This window comes from Henriciella sp. (assembly GCF_029936995.1).
GTDB lineage: Bacteria > Pseudomonadota > Alphaproteobacteria > Caulobacterales > Hyphomonadaceae > Henriciella.
The window spans coordinates 200,132-218,465 of record NZ_JAPYRE010000001.1 but is presented as its reverse complement, the minus strand read 5'-3'; the positions used below and the strand labels follow the sequence as shown (position 1 = coordinate 218,465).

The 18,334-nt window shown below is 60.7% G+C and carries 19 protein-coding genes; 13 read left to right on the top strand and 6 right to left on the bottom strand.

What is annotated here, in order from left to right; all coding sequences use genetic code 11:
• Positions 1-70: 70 nt before the first annotated feature.
• The 8 genes from Q1K31_RS01100 to ald all read left to right on the top strand — a co-directional run bounded on the left by Q1K31_RS01100 (position 71) and on the right by ald (position 8,662).
• The gene (locus tag Q1K31_RS01100) at positions 71-1,447 is read left to right on the top strand and encodes an ATP-binding protein (RefSeq protein ID WP_300375800.1); all 1,377 of its coding nucleotides are present in this window, start codon (positions 71-73) and stop codon (positions 1,445-1,447) included.
• The gene (locus Q1K31_RS01095) at positions 1,447-2,130 is read left to right on the top strand and encodes an RluA family pseudouridine synthase (RefSeq protein ID WP_300375797.1); all 684 of its coding nucleotides are present in this window, start codon (positions 1,447-1,449) and stop codon (positions 2,128-2,130) included. The genes Q1K31_RS01100 and Q1K31_RS01095 overlap by 1 nt, the downstream gene beginning before the upstream one ends.
• 85 nt (positions 2,131-2,215) lie before the next feature.
• Positions 2,216-3,622: a phosphate ABC transporter permease subunit PstC gene (pstC, locus tag Q1K31_RS01090; RefSeq protein ID WP_300375794.1), complete on the top strand. Its 1,407-nt coding sequence runs from the start codon at positions 2,216-2,218 to the stop codon at positions 3,620-3,622.
• A complete protein-coding gene (gene pstA / locus Q1K31_RS01085; RefSeq protein ID WP_300375791.1) occupies positions 3,615-5,219 on the top strand; it encodes a phosphate ABC transporter permease PstA in 1,605 nt (534 codons plus the stop codon). Before pstC ends, pstA begins: the two co-directional genes overlap by 8 nt.
• Before the next feature lie 59 nt (positions 5,220-5,278).
• Positions 5,279-6,043 (top strand): phosphate ABC transporter ATP-binding protein PstB, encoded by a 765-nt coding sequence (gene pstB / locus Q1K31_RS01080; RefSeq protein ID WP_300377023.1) that lies wholly within the window; start codon positions 5,279-5,281, stop codon positions 6,041-6,043.
• Positions 6,044-6,063: 20 nt separating this feature from the next.
• Entirely contained in the window at positions 6,064-6,765 is a 702-nt protein-coding gene (gene phoU, locus Q1K31_RS01075; RefSeq protein WP_300375788.1) for a phosphate signaling complex protein PhoU, read from the top strand.
• Positions 6,762-7,448 carry a phosphate regulon transcriptional regulator PhoB gene (gene phoB / locus Q1K31_RS01070; RefSeq protein ID WP_300375785.1) on the top strand — a complete coding sequence of 229 codons (687 nt, stop codon included), beginning with the start codon at positions 6,762-6,764 and terminating at the stop codon, positions 7,446-7,448. Before phoU ends, phoB begins: the two co-directional genes overlap by 4 nt.
• 92 nt (positions 7,449-7,540) lie before the next feature.
• The gene (gene ald, locus Q1K31_RS01065) at positions 7,541-8,662 is read left to right on the top strand and encodes an alanine dehydrogenase (RefSeq protein ID WP_300375782.1); all 1,122 of its coding nucleotides are present in this window, start codon (positions 7,541-7,543) and stop codon (positions 8,660-8,662) included.
• Between the two features lie 55 nt (positions 8,663-8,717).
• On the opposite strand, the gene Q1K31_RS01060 is transcribed toward ald, so the two are convergent.
• Positions 8,718-9,725: an RluA family pseudouridine synthase gene (locus Q1K31_RS01060; protein WP_300375779.1), complete on the bottom strand. Its 1,008-nt coding sequence runs from the start codon at positions 9,723-9,725 to the stop codon at positions 8,718-8,720.
• Positions 9,726-9,805: 80 nt separating this feature from the next.
• On the opposite strand from Q1K31_RS01060, the gene Q1K31_RS01055 reads away from it, so the two are divergent.
• Positions 9,806-11,515: an alkaline phosphatase D family protein gene (locus Q1K31_RS01055; protein ID WP_300375775.1), complete on the top strand. Its 1,710-nt coding sequence runs from the start codon at positions 9,806-9,808 to the stop codon at positions 11,513-11,515.
• Positions 11,516-11,517: 2 nt separating this feature from the next.
• Here Q1K31_RS01055 and queF read toward each other — a convergent pair whose 3' ends face one another.
• Positions 11,518-11,982, bottom strand: a complete 465-nt coding sequence (gene queF / locus Q1K31_RS01050) for a preQ(1) synthase (RefSeq protein ID WP_300375773.1) — start codon at positions 11,980-11,982, stop codon at positions 11,518-11,520.
• On the bottom strand, positions 11,979-13,022 hold the full coding sequence (locus Q1K31_RS01045; RefSeq protein WP_300375770.1) for a calcium/sodium antiporter: 1,044 nt from the start codon (positions 13,020-13,022) through the stop codon (positions 11,979-11,981). The genes queF and Q1K31_RS01045 overlap by 4 nt, the downstream gene beginning before the upstream one ends.
• A gap of 120 nt (positions 13,023-13,142) precedes the next feature.
• Here Q1K31_RS01045 and Q1K31_RS01040 point away from each other — a divergent pair, with 120 nt between their 5' ends.
• The 3 genes from Q1K31_RS01040 to Q1K31_RS01030 all read left to right on the top strand — a co-directional run bounded on the left by Q1K31_RS01040 (position 13,143) and on the right by Q1K31_RS01030 (position 14,834).
• Entirely contained in the window at positions 13,143-13,610 is a 468-nt protein-coding gene (locus Q1K31_RS01040) for a nuclear transport factor 2 family protein (protein WP_300375767.1), read from the top strand.
• Positions 13,611-13,773: 163 nt separating this feature from the next.
• Complete coding sequence (locus Q1K31_RS01035; RefSeq protein WP_300375764.1) at positions 13,774-14,463, top strand: molecular chaperone DjiA; 690 nt, start codon at positions 13,774-13,776, stop codon at positions 14,461-14,463.
• Between the two features lie 71 nt (positions 14,464-14,534).
• A complete protein-coding gene (locus tag Q1K31_RS01030; RefSeq protein ID WP_300375762.1) occupies positions 14,535-14,834 on the top strand; it encodes a hypothetical protein in 300 nt (99 codons plus the stop codon).
• A 19-nt stretch (positions 14,835-14,853) separates the two neighbouring features.
• Here the strand turns inward: Q1K31_RS01030 and Q1K31_RS01025 are convergent, their stop codons facing one another.
• Positions 14,854-16,188, bottom strand: a complete 1,335-nt coding sequence (locus Q1K31_RS01025) for a mechanosensitive ion channel family protein (RefSeq protein WP_300375759.1) — start codon at positions 16,186-16,188, stop codon at positions 14,854-14,856.
• On the bottom strand, positions 16,151-17,143 hold the full coding sequence (locus Q1K31_RS01020) for a D-2-hydroxyacid dehydrogenase (RefSeq protein ID WP_300375756.1): 993 nt from the start codon (positions 17,141-17,143) through the stop codon (positions 16,151-16,153). The genes Q1K31_RS01025 and Q1K31_RS01020 overlap by 38 nt, the downstream gene beginning before the upstream one ends.
• Between Q1K31_RS01020 and Q1K31_RS01015 the strand changes: the two genes are divergently transcribed.
• A complete protein-coding gene (locus tag Q1K31_RS01015; RefSeq protein WP_300375754.1) occupies positions 17,123-17,596 on the top strand; it encodes a TIGR02301 family protein in 474 nt (157 codons plus the stop codon). The genes Q1K31_RS01020 and Q1K31_RS01015 overlap by 21 nt on opposite strands.
• Positions 17,597-17,745: 149 nt before the next feature.
• Here Q1K31_RS01015 and Q1K31_RS01010 read toward each other — a convergent pair whose 3' ends face one another.
• A complete protein-coding gene (locus Q1K31_RS01010) occupies positions 17,746-18,276 on the bottom strand; it encodes a hypothetical protein (RefSeq protein ID WP_300375752.1) in 531 nt (176 codons plus the stop codon).
• Positions 18,277-18,334 lie beyond the last annotated feature (58 nt).

Here is an 18,334-nt window from a genome sequence, read left to right as displayed (position 1 = left end):
TGCGTGAACAAAGACTGACAGAAAGCGCATGACAGCTTGTCAGCGCGCAGGATTGCTGGTTGGAAAGTGTATGTCTGCAAGCGAACGACATAATGGCAAACGAATTGTCCGCCGCCCTGAGCGAGCGAGAGACTTCATTGTCCTGACTTCCGGCGCCGCCGGCCTCATAGCCTTGCTGGTCGCCTCTGGCGCCCTCGGCTTCATCGAGGGTGTGATGGCAGCGATTGTCCTGTTCGCTGGAGGATTGGCCTACTATGTCGGCTCTGTTCCGCCGGAACCCTATCTCGATCCGCGCGCCGATGCTGCCGGACAACCCGTTACCCTGGACAGGACCATACGTTCGCTGGTGCTCGCCCTGCCCTTCCCGGCTGTCTATATCTCGAAAGACGAGCGCATCGAGGTGGCGAACCAGCATGCCGAGAAGCTGTTTCGCATTTCCCGGATTGAAGGCGCGCTCAAATCCGTGATTATCCGCCAGCCAGACGTACTCTCCGCAACGGATCGCGTCGCCCGGACCGGGGCCCGTGAACGCGTCGAGTTCCTCACCGGCGAGGGTGACGAACTGTGGCTTGCACACCTTACCCCCGGCCCGGACAGGGAGAGTGTCTTCATCGTTGTCGAAGACCGCACCGCGGTTCACCGGGCCGAACGCGCCCGCGCGGACTTCCTGGCCAATGCCAGCCACGAGCTGAGAACACCGCTGACAGCACTTGCCGGCTTCATCGAGACCATGCTTGGCCCGGCTCGTGACGATCGTGAATCCTGGGACGGCTTCCTGGAAATCATGCACCAGCAGACCGAACGCATGCGCCACCTGGTGGCTGACCTCCTGTCCCTCTCCCGGATCGAGTTCAGCGAGCACAAGGCCCCTGACACGATCATCGACCTCAGCGATGTCGTGGCTCGCACGATCATGTCCCTGCAACCACTGGCCGCCGACAGGTCCATCAAGCTGCAGGTCGAAATTCAGCCCGGCACGATTCCGATCACGGCCAAATGGGAAGAAGTCGCACAGGTCATCCAGAACCTTGTCGGCAACGCCATCAAGTACTCAACCGAAGGCGACGAAGTGGTTGTCACTGTCGGCACGAACTGCTCGATGAAAGAAGCCGGGCAGAATGCCCTCCTGCATGAGCGCCATGCCGCCAGCTCGACCCTCCTGCAGCCGCGCGCCTCCGCCGAAGCTCAAGCCACCTGGATCAGTGTACGCGACCATGGGCCCGGTATTTCACGCCAGCATCTGTCGCGTCTTGGCGAACGCTTCTATCGTGCAGATGAAAGCCGCGGTGGAGAGATTGAAGGCACCGGGCTTGGCCTGGCGATCGTCAAGCACATAATGGCGCGTCACCGTGGCGGGCTGGGCGTGGCCAGCCGCGAAGGCGAAGGTGCCACGTTCGGCGTCTGGCTGCCCGTGACGGATGGCGAGAACCTGCCAGCCCAGAGCTGATGGCGCCTGCCCCGCCGCCTCCAAGGCTCTACACACCGCCTGACACACCTCCTGCCATTCAGTATGCGGATGACTGGATCGTCGTGGCGGACAAGCCCGCCGGCCTCCTCTCTGTGCCAGGACGCGGCCCGGACAAGCAGGACTGCGCGATCTCCCGCCTCGCACCACGATTCGGTGCGCTTCATGCCGTTCACCGGCTGGATATGGATACGTCAGGACTGATTGTCTTCGCCCGTGACCAGCAAACAGGCATGGCCCTGTCGCAAGCCTTCCGGTCCCGGACTGTCACAAAGACATATGACGCCATCGTTGAAGGTCATCCGGAGGCAGAGTCCGGAGAGATCGCCCTTCCGATCGGGCGGGACTGGAATGAGCGCCCCTTGAGACGCATTGACCTGGAGACCGGGAAACCGGCCCTGACGCACTGGGCGCTCATACAGCTTGTGCCCGGCCGCGCCTGGCTACGGCTCACGCCTGTCACCGGGCGGACACACCAGTTGCGGCTGCATCTCGCGGCAATAGGCCATCCCATTGCCGGAGACCGTCTTTACGGGAATGAAACCGCCGGTAACCGCCTTTGTCTGCACGCTAACGCACTGCGTTTCCTTCACCCGGTAACACATGCAGAGATCGCAGTCTCAAGCCTGCCCGCCTTCCCTGAAAATACTCCGCCTGCCAAATAATCTGCTTGTACGCAGCGTGTGTCACATATGTGTCAAGCAGCCGCGTTAAGAGGCCCTCAGATGGGCTCGGAATCAGTGTGGCTGCATGCTTGAAACGTTTGGACATCTTCCAGTTGCCTGGCTGCTTTTTGCCGTTCTGGCTGCAGCGGGGTTCGTATCCTTTTTCGCCGGACGCACCGAGGCTGTGCTTGTCGGGCGTGGCGCCAGTGAGCGGCTGAACTCCCAACCGAACTATCATGGCTATTTCGTTGCCATGGCGACTGTCGGTCCGGCAGCGCTGATACTTGTCCTGTACGGACTATTCGGCGAGTCCATCGTCCGCGCCGAGCTGGCGAACGAACTGCCACAACGCATACGTGATCTTGGCTCGCTCGAACTCGGCCAGTATCTTGACCGGATTGCTGAACATGCTGCGAGAAGCGATGCCTCATCGACTGGCAACGCCCTCTTTGACGCCGCATCGGCGCGCTACACCGATCTTCTGGGTCTGTCGCGCATCATTGCCCTCGTCCTGGCCCTTTCCGCCGCAGCCCTCGGCTTCTTCTTCGCCAAGCGCAGGCTCTCAACCCAGTTCCGCGCGCGTGCCCGCGTCGAGGACGGCATCAAGATCATGCTGTTCCTGTGCGCCGCAATCGCCATTGCGACAACAATCGGCATCGTCGCCAGCCTGTTCTTCGAGGCGCTGCGTTTCTTCTCACGCGTGCCAGTGCTGAGCTTCCTGTTCGGCACAGAGTGGAATGCCCAGACCGGCGCGGACTTCGGGGCCATACCCCTCTTCTTCGGCACGTTCATGATCGCCGCACTCGCCATGCTTGTGGCGGCCCCCATAGGCCTGCTTTCCGCCATCTACCTGTCTGAATATGCCAGCCCGCGCTTCCGCGGCATCGTCAAACCGATCCTCGAGCTCCTCGCCGGCATCCCGACCGTTGTCTACGGCTTCTTCGCCCTTCAGTTCGTCGCTCCGCTGGTGCGAAATATTGCAACGTGGATCAATGGCCTGCCAGTCGTTCCGGATGGCCTGCTCGCAGCGCAGCCCACCAGTGCGCTCGCTGCTGGCATTGTCATGGGCATCATGATCATCCCGTTCGTTTCCTCCCTGTCGGATGACGTCATCAACGCCGTGCCGCAAACCTTGCGCGACGGGGCCTACGCCATCGGCGCCACAAAGTCGGAAACGGTCAAGCAGGTTGTCATGCCGGCCGCTCTGCCGGGCGTGATCGCCGCCCTTCTGCTTGCCGTTTCACGTGCCATTGGCGAAACGATGATCGTGGTCATGGCGGCTGGCCAGCGCGCACAGATCACGCCTGACCCGACCGCCGACCTTACCACCATTACCGTGCAGATTGTCGCCCTTCTGACCGGCGACACCGAATTCGACAGCGCCAAGACCCTCTCGGCTTTCGCGCTCGGTTTTGTCCTTTTCATCGTGACACTGGTGTTCAATCTGATCGCCCTCCGCGTCGTCCAGAAATACAGGGAAAAGTATGAGTAGCCCGGCCCCGCCAAACGCCTCTCCGCAGGGCTCCTTCATTACTGAAGAGGCCCTGAAACGCCTGAAGACCCGCCACGCCGCCGAGCGCCGGTTCAAGCTCTATGGCCAGGTTGCCATCGGCATTGCCGTGGTGGCGCTGGTCACGCTGCTCATTTCCATTTTTGGCCAGGCGTCATCGGCCTTTTCACGCCACGTTCTTACGTTTGACACCACGCTGGAGGCCGCTCAGGTCGATCCTTCCGGGACACGCGACCCCGGTGCCATTGAGCGCAATGTAAGCGGGTTCAACCTGCTGCTACAGGATGAACTGGCCGCTCAGTTCCTGCCTGAAGATGCAGATCGTAACCTGCAACGTGAACTCTATGGCATGTTCACGCGCCTTGCCGTCCTGCCAATCGCGCGCGAGACCGCAGACCGGCCCGAAACCGTGGGAACCCGGCAATCCTTCTCGGTGGCCCTGGCTGATGATATCGACCTTTACCTGAAAGGCGGGGTCAGCAACCGCACACAGGTCAAGCTGGGGGCCATCACGCCTGTTTCGGGCAGCCTTGAAGACACGGTCGTCGTGGAGTTCGGCCGTGATACAGCCGGGGCCGATATCGCGAACGCCATTGAACGCTTCCGCGCCCAGGGCGCAGGCGATAATGAACCGACCGCACTCATACAGATGGGGCAGACCTGGTTCCGGGCGACGGACATTACAGACACCACAGCCAGCCTGGCCTACGTTGCCGGTGCACGTACAATGCCCGGGGCCGATACCCAGGGAGCCGCACTCGTTCTCGAACAGGGGCAGGAAAATCGCACGGTCACGGACCGCCAGCTTGCCTGGACAATGCTGCTCAAGGACCAGGGCCGCATCAAGAGCGTCCTCAACACATCCCTGTTTACCAATTCCGACAGCACCTATCCGGAACTGGCCGGGACGGCAGCAGCCATCGTCGGATCCCTGCTGACCATGATGGTGACCGCATTGCTGGCCATTCCCGTTGGCATCTTTGCAGCCGTCTACCTAGAGGAGTTCGCGCCCAAGAACCGGATGACGGACCTGATCGAGGTCAATATCAATAATCTCGCCGCAGTGCCTTCCATCGTGTTCGGCCTTCTTGGCGCGGCTGTCTTCATCAACTTCATGGGACTGCCGAGATCGGTGCCGCTTGTCGGCGGTCTCGTGCTCGGCCTGCTCGTTCTGCCGACCGTCATCATCGCCTCACGCGCGGCCCTTAAGTCTGTCCCGCCCTCAATTCGCGATGCAGCCCTCGGCGTCGGCGCCTCGAAGACACAATCGGTGTTCCACCATGTCCTGCCGCTTGCCGCGCCTGGTATCCTGACCGGCGCAATCATCGGGATGGCCCGTGCGATCGGTGAGACAGCCCCGCTGCTCCTGATTGGCATGGTCGCATTTGTCGCCGAAGTGCCCGACAGCCCGACAGATGAATCGACGGTGCTGCCAGTTCTGATATACAAATGGTCGACAGGCGCCGAACGGGCATGGGAGCCCCAGACGGCCGCCGCCATCATCGTGTTGCTCGTATTCCTCGTCTTGATGAACCTGTTTGCAATCATCTTGAGACGCCGGTTCGAAAGGAGATGGTAGTCATGGACGGAAATGTCGAAGACTTCACCGAAACCACCACACCCAGGCAGGCCGAGAACATGGCTGAAATGATTAAAGTCGATTGCCGGAACATCGACGTTTTCTACGACGACAAGCAGGCGATCTTTGACGTCTCCCTGCCCATTCAGGACAGGGCCGTTACATCGCTCATCGGCCCGTCGGGCTGCGGCAAGTCAACCTTCCTGCGTTGTATCAACCGCATGAACGACACGATCGAGATCGCGAAAGTCCGCGGCAAGATCTACATGGACGGTGCCGATATCAACGACCACTCCATCGACCCTGTCCTGCTGCGCTCACGCGTCGGCATGGTTTTTCAGAAGCCTAACCCCTTCCCGAAATCCATCTATGACAACATCGCCTATGGCCCGCGCATCCACGGTCTTGCTGCCGGCAAGCACGAGCTTGATGGCATCGTGGAATCCGCGCTGATCAAGGCTGGCCTCTGGGACGAGGTGAAGGATCGCCTGACAGCACCTGGCACAAGCCTGTCGGGCGGGCAGCAGCAGCGCCTGTGTATTGCCCGCGCGATTGCTGTCAGCCCCGAAGTCATTCTGATGGACGAGCCCTGCTCGGCGCTTGACCCGATCGCCACCGCCCGTATCGAGGAGCTCATAGACGAGCTTCGCGAACGCTACTGCATCGTCATCGTGACCCACTCGATGCAGCAGGCCGCACGCGTCTCCCAGAGAACAGCCTTCTTCCATCTCGGAAAGCTGGTAGAGTATGGAGATACCGAGCGTATATTCACCAATCCGGAAGACAGCCGCACACAGGATTACATCACAGGCCGCTTTGGATAATGACCCGGAACGAAAGCCCCATGTCAGAACATATCGTTACCGCCTTTACCGACGAACTTGAGCACCTGTCGGCAAACCTCCTGCGCATGGGCGGTCTGGCCGAGGCCATGATCAATGATGTGAGCCGCGCGGTCATGACCTATGATCTCGAGCTGGCCCGCCAGGTCATCAAGCGCGATGAGTCGATCGACGAACTCGAAGCCGAGGCCGAAAAGGCAATCATCCGCCTGATCGCCTTGCGCCATCCAATGGCGGCGGACCTGCGTGCCGTGCTCGGCGCCATGAAACTCGCTGGCGACATCGAACGCATCGGCGACCTCTGCAAGAATATCGGCAAGCGTTGCCTTGAGCTGACCGGCGACGAGAACCGCGCCGCGCTGAAAGGGATCGAGCGCATGGCCCGCGCTGTATCGCACCAGCTACAGACCGCGCTCGATGCTTATCTGCGCCAGGACGTGGAGGCCTCTATCAAGGTGCTCGAGCTCGATGACGACATCGACGACCACTACACCTCCTTCTTCCGTGAAACCCTGACCTACATGATGGAAGATCCGCGCCAGATCGGCTCCAACACACATCTGATCTTCATGGCCAAGAATCTTGAACGCGTCGGAGACCACGCGACGAATATCGCCAAAGCCGTCTACTACATGGTTACAGGCGAGACCGCGACGGGCGACCACGTCGAGGACCGCCTCAAGCGGACGGGAGGCACAAGTTGAAACCGTTCGTCCTGATTGCTGAAGATGAAAAGGCGGTTGCCGAACTTCTGAGATACAATCTTGAGCGCGAAGGCTATGAAACCGCCATTGCGCCGGATGGCGACGAGGCGATGATACAACTGGACGAACGTGTCCCGGATCTGGTCCTGCTCGACTGGATGCTGCCCAAGGTACCGGGTATCGAGGTCTGCCGCCGTATCCGCTCAAAGGCAGATACCGCCAACCTTCCTGTCATCATGCTGACGGCCCGCACCGAAGAAGCCGACCGCATCCGCGGCCTCGATACAGGTGCGGACGATTATGTCACCAAACCTTTCTCGACGACCGAACTCATGGCCCGTGTACGCGCCGTTCTGCGCCGTATCCGCCCGGCCCTGGTCGAAGACAAGGTTACGGTTGGCGACATAACCGTGGACCGCACCACGCACATGGTCAGCCGCAACCAGCTGGATATCCATCTCGGCCCGACGGAATTCCGCCTGCTCGACTATTTCATCCAGCATCCGGGCCGCGTCTTCTCGCGCGAACAGCTGCTCGATGGCGTCTGGGGCTCGGATGTCTATGTCGAGGCCCGTACCGTTGACGTCCATGTCGGCCGGCTGCGCAAGGCATTGATGAGCCGCGGTGGCGATGATCCGATCCGCACAGTTCGCTCGGCAGGATATTCCCTCAGGGGTGATTAAGGCGCACGTTTCAGCCAATTCACCTTGCAAATTTGGCAATAACGATCTAGCCGCACAGCTAGATCACAATCTTTCATTGCTGGAGGAAGACCATGCGCATTGGTGTGCCGACTGAGATCAAGAAACAGGAATCCCGTGTCGGGCTGACCCCGGAGAGTGTTGGCGACCTGGTCGATGCCGGTCATGAGGTCTTCGTTCAGAAGGGTGCAGGCATCGGCTCAGGCCTTTCCGACGAGGAATATGAAGCCGTTGGCGCAACGATCGTCGCCGACGCCGATGCGGTTTTCAAATCCGCCGAACTGATCGTGAAGGTGAAAGAGCCCCAGCCGGAAGAGACCGCGAAGCTCACACCCGATCACACCCTCTTCACCTATCTCCACCTTGCGCCCGATCCGGTCCAGGCCAAGGGCCTCATCGACTCCGGCTGCACCGCGATTGCCTACGAGACCGTGACCGAGCCGTCCGGCGGACTGCCGCTGCTTCGCCCGATGAGCCAGGTGGCCGGGCGCATGTCCATGCAGGTAGCGGCATGGGCGCTGATGCGTACCAAGCGCGGCCGCGGCCTGTTGCTCGGTGGCGTACCGGGCACCCAGCCAGCCAAGGTGATCATTGTCGGCGGCGGCGTCTCCGGCACCAATGCCGCAGAGATCGCCGTTGGCATGCGCGCAGATGTTACCATCTTCGACCGCAACAATAACCGCCTCTCCGAACTCGATGCCCAGTTCAGCGGGCTGGTGAAGACCATGTATTCCACCAAGGCGTCCCTCGAGGCGGCCGTCAAGGAAGCCGATCTCGTCATTGGCGCGGTCCTGATCCCCGGCGCCTCGGCCCCGAAATTGATCACACGCGAACAGCTCAAGACAATGAAGCCCGGTGCGGTTCTCGTCGACATCGCTATCGACCAGGGCGGCTGTTTCGAGACCTCGCACCCGACCACGCACGAAGACCCGATCTATGATGTCGACGGCGTGCTTCACTATTGCGTCGCCAACATGCCGGGCGCTGTGCCACGTACATCCACCTATGCCCTGAACAATGCCACCCTGCCCTTCGTCATGCAGATCGCCAACAAGGGCGCACGTGACTCGATGAACACCAATGTCCATCTTGCGCACGGACTGACCGTCGCCGAGGGCTACATCACCCATGAACAAGTCGCAAAAGACCTCGGCATGACCTATAAGCTGCCGGACTGGTTCAAACCGGCAGGCTAAGGGCCTCACTCCATCCCGAACCTCCCTGCAAGCGGAGAGGCTCGGGATGGAACATTCACATCGCCCGCAACGCGGTCAAAAGCTCCGCCATATCCTCCGGCAGCGGCGCTTCAGCAAAAACCTTCTCACCAGAGACCGGATGGACAAAGCCGAGGCTCGCCGCATGCAGCGCCTGACGCTCCATCTTCCGCGCGAGCGTCGTGGCCTCGATGAACGCCTCGCCTGATCCATATGCCTTGATGCCGCGATGACGGCCATAGGTCGGATCGCCGATCAATGAAGCCCCGATATGCGCCATATGCACCCGGATCTGATGGGTCCGGCCCGTTTCCAGCTGGCACTGGATCAGCGCGGCAGCCGGCAGGCCGGTTCCCTTGTCCAGTTCCCCGAACGTCTCAAGCGCCTTGAAGTGCGTCACCGCTTTGCGGCCCGCATCGCTCTCCTCATCACGCACGACCGCCATCTTCTTGCGGTCGCTGGTCGAGCGCGCAATGGCCATGTCGACCGTGCCGACCAGTGGACGCGGCGCCCCGCGCGTCATCGCCAGATAGGTCCGTTCGATATCGTGCGCCTTGAACAGTTTTGACAAACCTGCGTGAGCGGCCTCGGTCTTGGCCACGGCAAGCACACCCGTCGTGCCCTTGTCGATGCGGTGCACGATGCCCGGACGCTCCACCCCGCCAATCCCCGGCAGTTCACCCTTGCAATGATGCAGAAGCGCATTGACCAGCGTGCCCTGCCAGCTGCCCGGCGCCGGGTGCACGGCCATGCCCGCGGGCTTGTTGACGAGCAGGAGATGCTCATCCTCAAATAGCACATCCAGAGGAATATCTTCCGGCTCGGGTGTCGCTGGCACAGGCGGCGGCATGTCGAGCTCATAGGTCAGCCCGGCGCGCACGCCTGCTTTCGGGTCGTCAGCCAGGGTGCCATTGGCCGTAACCGCTCCCTCCTTCACCAGCGCCTTGGCCCGCGAACGCGACAGGTCCGGAAACTGCTCCGAGAGGAAACGGTCGAGCCGGGTACCATTATCGGCTGGCGCGGCGGTGGCGGTGAGCTTGCTCATGACTGAAGCTTATAGACTGGGTTTCGTTCGTTCGTCATGATCAGGCGATAAACAGGCGTGCAAAGGGAGGGCAAGCCATCATGAGCAGGATTTCGAGACGCCATTTTCTGGGTTATGGGGCAGGCGCGGCCGGAATGGCTGCCTGCGCGACCGAAACAACGGGGAATACACCCCTCACAGACAATCGCCCCGCCTTTGCCGGGCAGGCCACATTCGATCACGGCGTTGCTTCCGGCGACCCCCTGCCAGACCGGGTCATCCTGTGGTCACGCGTCACACCCGCCGATGAAAAAACGACCGCCTCGATCCCGGTTACGCTCAGGGTCTACCGGGACCGCGCCATGCAGCGCCTTGTCTCTGAACAGCAGATGGACGCCGCCCCGGCCCGCGATTTCACCCTGAAAGCCGACATGACCGGCCTTGAGCCGGCCACGGTGTATTACTATCAGTTCGCCGCGAAAACTGCTGCTGGCGACATTCTCTCGCCTGCCGGGCGCACGAAGACAGCTGCGGCCTCAGGCACAGCGCCGGTCAGGCTGGCTATTGTCTCCTGCTCCAACTTCCCGTTCGGCTATTTCAACGTCTATGACGACATCGCAAGGCGCGAAGATCTCGATGCGGTCGTCCATCTCGGCGATTATCTCTATGAGTATGGCGTTGACGGGTATGGCGGCACGCAAGGGCAGGCGCTTGGCCGCAATCATGAACCGCCCATGGAGATCATCACGCTTGGCGACTACCGGATGCGCCATGCCCAGTACAAGCGCGATCCCATGCTCCAGGCCGCCCACGCTGCTGCGCCCTGGCTTTGCACATGGGATGACCATGAAAGCACGAACAACTCCTATCGAACCGGCGCTGAAAACCATCAGCCCGAAACCGAGGGCAACTGGTCAGACCGCAAGCAAGCCGCCGTACAGGCCTATCTTGAATGGATGCCGGTGCGCGATCCGGAAGCCGGGCGCGCCTTGGGCGGCATCTACCGCCAGTTCGACTTCGGTGACGTGGCCACCGTCTTCTGTCTCGAATCCCGCCTCACCGGCCGGTCTGAGGAAATCGCATGGGGCGCGGAACTCGCAGGTGTCGCTGAAGAAGACGTTGCGACAAAAGCGCAAGCTGTCATGGCCCGTGTGCGCGATAAAAGCCGCACCATGCTGGGCAGAAAGCAGGAAGACTGGCTCGCCGCCGGACTCGAGAGTTCCACCACGAACGGTAAGGCATGGCAGGTTCTCGCCAACCAGGTCATAATGGCGACGGTCAGACCGCCAAACCTGATGGAAGAGCTGACCCCTGAGCAACGCGTGGCACAGAAGGGCTATGTCGCCTCAATGGTGCCGTTCAGCGCGCTCGGCCTGCCCTTCAACCTCGATGCCTGGGACGGCTTCCCGGCGGCCCGCGAGCGGCTCTACGCCGCGGCCAGCGCGGCAGATGCGCGCCTTGTCACCCTGACAGGCGACACCCATACCGGCTGGGCCAATACCTTGCATGACGCCTCCGGCGCACTGCGTGGCGTGGAGTTCGGCTGCACATCCGTCACCTCTCCCGGCCTGGGCCAGTATGTGAAGGACGTGCCGGACATGGGCAGGCTGTTCGCCGAAGCCAACACCGATGTCGACTGGTATGACCCGGATGGTCATGGCTACACGCTCGTCACGCTCACCGCCGATAACGTGACCTCGGACTTCTACAAGGTCTCCGGTATCGAGACGGAAGTCTACACGACCAGAAAGGTCGCGAGCTTCGAGACACGCCGAGACGGGAAAGGGATGACGGCCCTCAAAGCCCTCTGAGGCTAGCCCCGCCCGCGATAGGGCGCGACGCCGGTGTCGGGCACATACAGCCCCTCCGGCACCGGGCCGGACTGCCAGAACACGTCAATCGGGATGCCCCCGCGCGGATACCAGTAGCCATAGATACGCAGCCATTTCGGCTCCAGCAGGCCCTCCAGCCGCTTGCCGATGGCAACGGTGCAATCCTCATGGAACGCGCCGTGATTGCGGAACGAAGTGAGATAGAGCTTCAGGCTCTTGCTCTCGACCAGCCATGCACCCGGCGCATAGTCGATCACCAGATGTGCGAAATCCGGCTGACCCGTCACCGGACACAGCGATGTAAATTCCGGGGCGGTAAAACGGGCAAGGTAGAGCGTATCGGTATGCGGGTTCGCCACGCGCTCAAGCTCTGCCTCTTCTGGCGAGGCCGGTATGCTGCTGGACTGGCCGAGTTGTCCGAGACCGGAATAGATATTGTCCGTCATGCCGGGCCTCCAGGGATCGGTATAAGATTGAAACTCATCGCCATGTAGATGGCATAGGCGAGCAGAAGCACAACACCTTCACCGCGTGCCAGCCTGCGTCCCGTATAGGCAAACAGGATCAACAGGAAGACCGATAGCGCAAGCGCGCCCATGTCCTGCGTGGTTACCAGGCTCTCGCCGGGGGCATACTGCATCGCTTCGACATCCGCCGGTGCTCCAGCAGGCGCTGAAGATGGCGCAAGGATGCTGAACGGATAGACCGCCGCCGAGATCCCCATGATGCCGAGGATATTGAAAATGTTGGATCCGATAACATTGCCAAGCGCCACGTCTGACTTGCCCTTTATCGCCGACATGATCGAGGTCACGAGTTCCGGCAGGCTGGTGCCGACCGCAACAATCGAGAGGCCGATTACCGTCTCCGATATGCCGAAGACGCGGGCAAGGTCCGAGCCGCCCGTCACCAGGAATTTCGCCCCGAGAACGACACCGGCAATGCCACCTAGCGCCAGCAGGAGGGAGAGCCAGAGGGGGCCGTGCGTCTCGACCACTTCGGCTTCTCCGCTATGCACGTCGGCCGCCGGTGAGCCACTGCGCCGGTCCATCAGCACCGATGTGACAAGATAGGCGGCCAGCAGCGCGACAAGGACCAGCCCCGTGAGGCGCGTGAACCCGTCGAACCAGAGCACGCCAGCAAACAGGATGGTTGCCGCAATCATGACCAGGCCGTCGCGGGCCAGCGCGCGGGGATTCGTCAGAATCGGCGAAATCAGGCAGGCCGCCCCGATCACGAGCAGGACATTGGCCACGTTCGAGCCGAGCACATTGCCGACCGATATGCCCGTCGCGCCTTCGGCCAGCGCCTCCAGGCTTGTTACCAGCTCCGGCATGGATGTACCGAACCCGACAAGGGTCAAGCCGATAAGCAACTCGGACATGCCGAGCCTGCGGGCCACGCCCACCGATCCACGTACAAGGAATTCACCACCGGCAAACAGCAGCAAAAGGCCGCCGATAATCAGCGTTATCATCATCAGCATTTGAAAAAGACTCCCCGACCGGCCGGGACCGGTCCGGCCTCGTAGATGGAAACGGCGAAAGGTGGTTTCAATTGGCAGGCCATGACGTACACTCATCACCGGAAAACGGGGAAGAAATCAATGCGTCGCTCCATAACCCTCCTGGCCGCCGGGCTCGCCCTGCTGCTCTCAGCCTGCCAGTCAACCCTGCCGGAAGCCTCACCCGCAGCTGACAAGGCGGCCATCCGCGCCATGCTCGCTGCCCAGGACGCGGCATGGAATGAGGGCGATATTGACGCGTTCATGCAGGGCTACTGGCAATCACCCAGGCTGCGTTTTGCCTCCGGTGGCGACGTGACACGCGGCTATGAAACCACGCTCAACCGGTACAAGGCGCGTTACGACAGCCCCGGAGCAATGGGCACACTCAGTTTCGACGATCTGGAAATCAATCTCCTTTCGCCGGATGCCGCCGTCGTTCATGGCGCATGGCAGCTCGCCCGCGAGACCGATACGCCCGGCGGGCTATTCACACTCGTCCTGCGCCGGATCGATGGCGAATGGAAGATTGTGAGCGATACGACAACTTCAGCGCGTCAGTCCGGATAAATAGCTGAAATCATCTGTAGGCACAGGCCATTTCTGGCGCTAGTGACCCCGCGGAACCTGATCCGATCACCTGAGTTCACAATATGTCGCAAGACAATTGAACACACATACCTGATTTTAATCGCAAAACCCGCTATAGTTGTACCCGATGAGCCTGTGGCAAATGCTGATAGATGGCGGCCGGCGCCTGTTTGACAGTGACGTTACCGATGATGAACCGGTGACGAATGAAGCCGGCTGTGCGCCAGATCCGGAAGATGTCGGCTTCACCGCCGCCGTAATCGGGCTCGGTGCCAAGATGGCGGCCGCCGACGGGCGCGTCAGTGACCGGGAGATCATGGTTTTCTCACGCGTCTTCCGCGCGCCGCCCGAAGATGCCAACAATGTCCGCCGCGTCTTCAACATCGCCCGCCAGACCGTGCGCGGCTATGAAGCCTATGCCCGCCGGATCGGCAAGAAATACAGCGCCCGGCCGTGCCTTCTGGAAGGGGTCCTGGACGGCCTCTTCATGATTGCCGGGGCCGATGGGGCCGTCACAGACGACGAGATGCAGTACCTGCGCACAGTGTCGGAAAATTTCGGGTTCGATGAAGCCACCTTCCGCCGCATTCGCGCCAGCCATCTGGGCCCCGACCGGGATGACCCGTATCACATTCTCGGCGTCGCCCACGATGCTGCCTTCGATGACATCAAGCGCGCCTACCGCCAGCTCATGGCCGACAACCACCCTGACCGGCTCGTCAGCAACGGGGCTCCGCGCGAGTTCGAACTGGCCGCGCATGACAAGGCTGCCGCCATCACCGGCGCCTATGCCCGCATTCGGGCAGAACGCGGCATGATTGCGGCGAATTGAGGGAGAATGCCGCAGGCCGATTGACCTTGCTGAATGCCGGTATCATGTTTGGATCAAGGAGATAGACAAAGATGACCGCAGCCCGCTCTTCCCTTTCCTTCGATAATATCCTGTCGCGTCTGGCCAATGGCACGCGTGAAGTGGCCCGGTGGGGTCTGCGCGGTGTTATCGCGCTAGCCGTCATCGTCATGGCCGGAATGATTGCGGTCGTCACCGCAGCAATCGGCCTGATCATAGCCGCCGTAGCAATTCTCCTGCGACTGACGGGCGCACGAAATGCCACGGCTACGCGTCATCAACGTGCAAAGACCGAATCCGACGGCATCACACTCGACGCGCATCGCACCGCCAGCGGCTGGACGGTCGAATAGGCTTCAAGGACTTTCTGGCCTAGTCCTGATCGCCCTCAAGCGGCCCCTCGACAATTGTTGTGCTTTCCGGTGCAGCTGCTTCGACGCGTACGGAATCGAGCCTTCCCCTATCATTGAGATATAGCGTCTGCGTCGGATAGGCGAGCTCGATACCCTCTTCACGAAACTTCCGGAACAGCGCGAGCAACACGCGGGAGCGAACCGCCATTGAGCGGTTGAAGTCCGGATTGAGGGAATAGACGACGAGTTCGTATTCCAGTGCGGCCGGCCCGATGGAAGCAAGACTGCACCTGTCGAACGAGACCCCCTGCAGCCCCTTGACCAGTTCGGCAGCCATGCCGGGCACACTGTCCGCCACATCGGCAGGCGTCTGATAGACAAGCGCAAATGTCGTCTCGAGGCGCCGCCGTGTCATCCGGCGCATATTATGGATTTCTTCCTCGAGCAGGTTCGTGTTCGAGATGATGATCTGCTCACCCGTCTTGGAACGGATGCGCGTCGTCTTCAGGCCGATATCCTCGATATCGCCCCACGTCTCGCCATAACGCACCGTGTCGCCGACCTGGAACGGCTTGTCGAGCACGATGGAAAGCGAGGAAAACAGGTCGCGGAACATGCCCTGCGCGGCGAGACCAATGGCGATACCTGCCACACCGAAACCCGCCAGAAGCGCGGTCACGTCCGCCCCGACATTGTCGAGGATGAGCAGCAGCGCAAACGACCAGATGACGAGATTGATGAACCACTTGATGAGGTTCACCGCAGAGGCAAGCGTGCTCGCGTCCTGGGTGTTGCGGATCGCCTGGCGCCGGATGGATGAAATCGCCGCTTCCTGCAAGAGTTCTGCGGCCTGTAGCGTCGCCGTGATCACGAACAGGACATGGGTAAATGTCGAGACCGTCGACGGCAGCTCCATGATCCGGTCCGTGATGACCAGCGCGCTGGCGATCATGAAATAGAGACGGAAGCGGCGCACGATCCTGTTCAGGATCGCCGGGATCGAATGATCCTTGTCCTTGGGCACATAGTGTATCAGCCGGATCAGCCCGTAGCGGGCAAACCAGAGACCTGCCGTGATCGCGATTGTCAGGCCGAGCGCGATCAGAGCCTCGCGAGAGCCCGAAGCAATCCAGGTGGCAAAATCGCTGGCCGCCTCGGTTGCCGTTTCTGCGGTATGCCCAAGCGCATCCAGCGGCTCGATACGAACCGGATCCTCTCCTTCCTGAAGGCGTGCCGGGCGCCATGGGCCGGGCAGGATCATGCGTGACAATTCCATGTCGCTTGATACGCCCGCCTGCCCGCCTTCGGCAAGATGCTCAGACAGACTGGGCGGCGAACGCAGAGTCCTCGACAAGATTGCGCAACGGCTCACCGTTCAGGAACAAGACGAGGTTCTCGAGGAAAAGCTCGTCGTTACGTTTGAGAGCATCTTCGGTCATCGCAGACGTATGCGGCGTCAGCGTTAGATGCGGATGGCGCCAGAGCGGGCTGTCTTCCGGCAAGGGCTCTTCCCGCGTCACATCCAGCGTTGCATGGGCCGGCCTGCGGGCTTCCAGCGCGGCTATCAGCGCGGTCTCGTCCACAAGCGCGCCGCGCCCGACATTCATGAACAGGCTGTCTTCCTTCATGGCGGTGAAGAAGTCTGCATCGGCGAGGTTTTCCGTCTCCGGGGTATGTGGACAGCACAGGAGCACGGCATCTGACTGGCCGAGATTGTCAGGCTCGAAATTCTGCGGATGTATGATCCGGTCCGCGAAGGGAGACACGTGGCCGGATCGGCGCACCCCCGTGACATGCGCCCCGAGCCCCCGGAGACGCCGGCCCACCGCTTCCCCGATATGACCGAAGCCATAGATAAGCCAGCGGGTTGCCTGGATTTCGCGGAACGACACGCTGCGCCAGTCCTTTTCCGCCTGAGCCGCACGGCGTCCGGCCCCATTGCCGAACCAGTCGAACCCGGCCCACAGCACCCATTCGGCAATCGCTTCTGACTGCACATGGCTGGACGTATAGGCCTCCGCCTTGTCGCCTATCTTCTGGAGGAACGGATTTTCCAGTCCCGCCGCACTCGACTGGAACCAGGCCAGCCGTCCAGCGCTGTGCAGATACTTCGCAAAGGCCTTCGCCGCCGGGCTGAACCAGACATCGGTATTGCCATAGGAGATCAGCGCGCCATCTTTCGTCTCGCCCCACGGATGCCCGATTTCCAGGTCATCATTGACGGTGACAGGTGCTAATTGTTCAGAAAACGGCTTGAGACGTTCCTCAAGCCGCGTGAAAGTCGTCTCATGAAGCAGGCATTCGTACACTGGCGCTTCCTCCCGGTCGCTTTGCTACTGGCATTCTTGCCAGCCATGACCGCGCATGGCCAGTATGAGAACCAATATCAGCGCCAGCAGGTGAGCGATTACACCGACACCCGCACGCAGGGCTATATGCAGACCGTTATCGAGCTGTCCTCTACACTGGGATCGGCTCACGCGATCAGGCAGCTTTGCAATGGCAGTAATGATCAGTACTGGCGCGGCTACATGCAGCGCCTGCTCAGCATGGAAGCGCCGTATCAGAGCCGTATGCGTTCCTCCATGGTCGACGCGTTCAACAATGCCTTTGCGTCGGAAAATTCCCGGCGCCAGCGCTGCGATGAAAGCGCTGTCTCGGCCGAAAAGGTCTACGCCTCCACAGGCCAGCGCCTTGCCGATGATCTCGCGGCGGCGAACCTGCCCGAAAAACCCCGGCAGGAAGACAACACCGGCCAGTAATCAAAAAGAGAGCAGACTGGGTCGCCAGTGCCACTCTGTCCGGCATGTAATGTCCCGAGCGGATCAGCCCGCTTCGGGAATGCTGGGACAAGAACGCAAGCGAAAGAAAGAGTGTTGAACGGAATTGAAGAAGTGCTGGCCTTATTACCTTATTCTGCAGCGTACTTTTTCATCTGTTTCAGAGTAAGTCTGCCAGCACACCGCTTCCACGTTTCTTCAGGAAAGGCTTCACCATTGATGGTCGGCCGAACCAGCCTGGCGACAAGGCCTTCTTTTTGGGAAAAGACATACCGCTCCTCTCCCCAGGTCGCTTCAGTAGATATTTCAAAACTTGTGTCATCGAGGGGCTCAAACCGATAAGTTTGATCATCCACTCTCCACTCAGATGGCTCGTTAGCGTGCAGATCAAAATCTGCGGGTACCGCGATCGGCAGTGGCTCGCGAATGCAAAAACCGGCAAAACTATCGCCGCAGCTTCTAATTGCTCCAAGATAGTCGGAAGTCGAGAACGTACGGTCAGACCAATCAAACTGAATGAATTCAGTCGGCTGGTCCTCGCTGCAAAGGCGGAACTTTTCAAAACTTGCACCGCAAGCGGCAACAGAGATTGCAGGCAAAAAGGCGGTCGTCAGTAGCCGGACAACAGGAGACACTTCTAACACCCTCGACTGCCTGAACATCTAGCCATCGCTATACCCAACCCTTGCAGGCATATTTGGAGAGGGAGTTAATTACCAT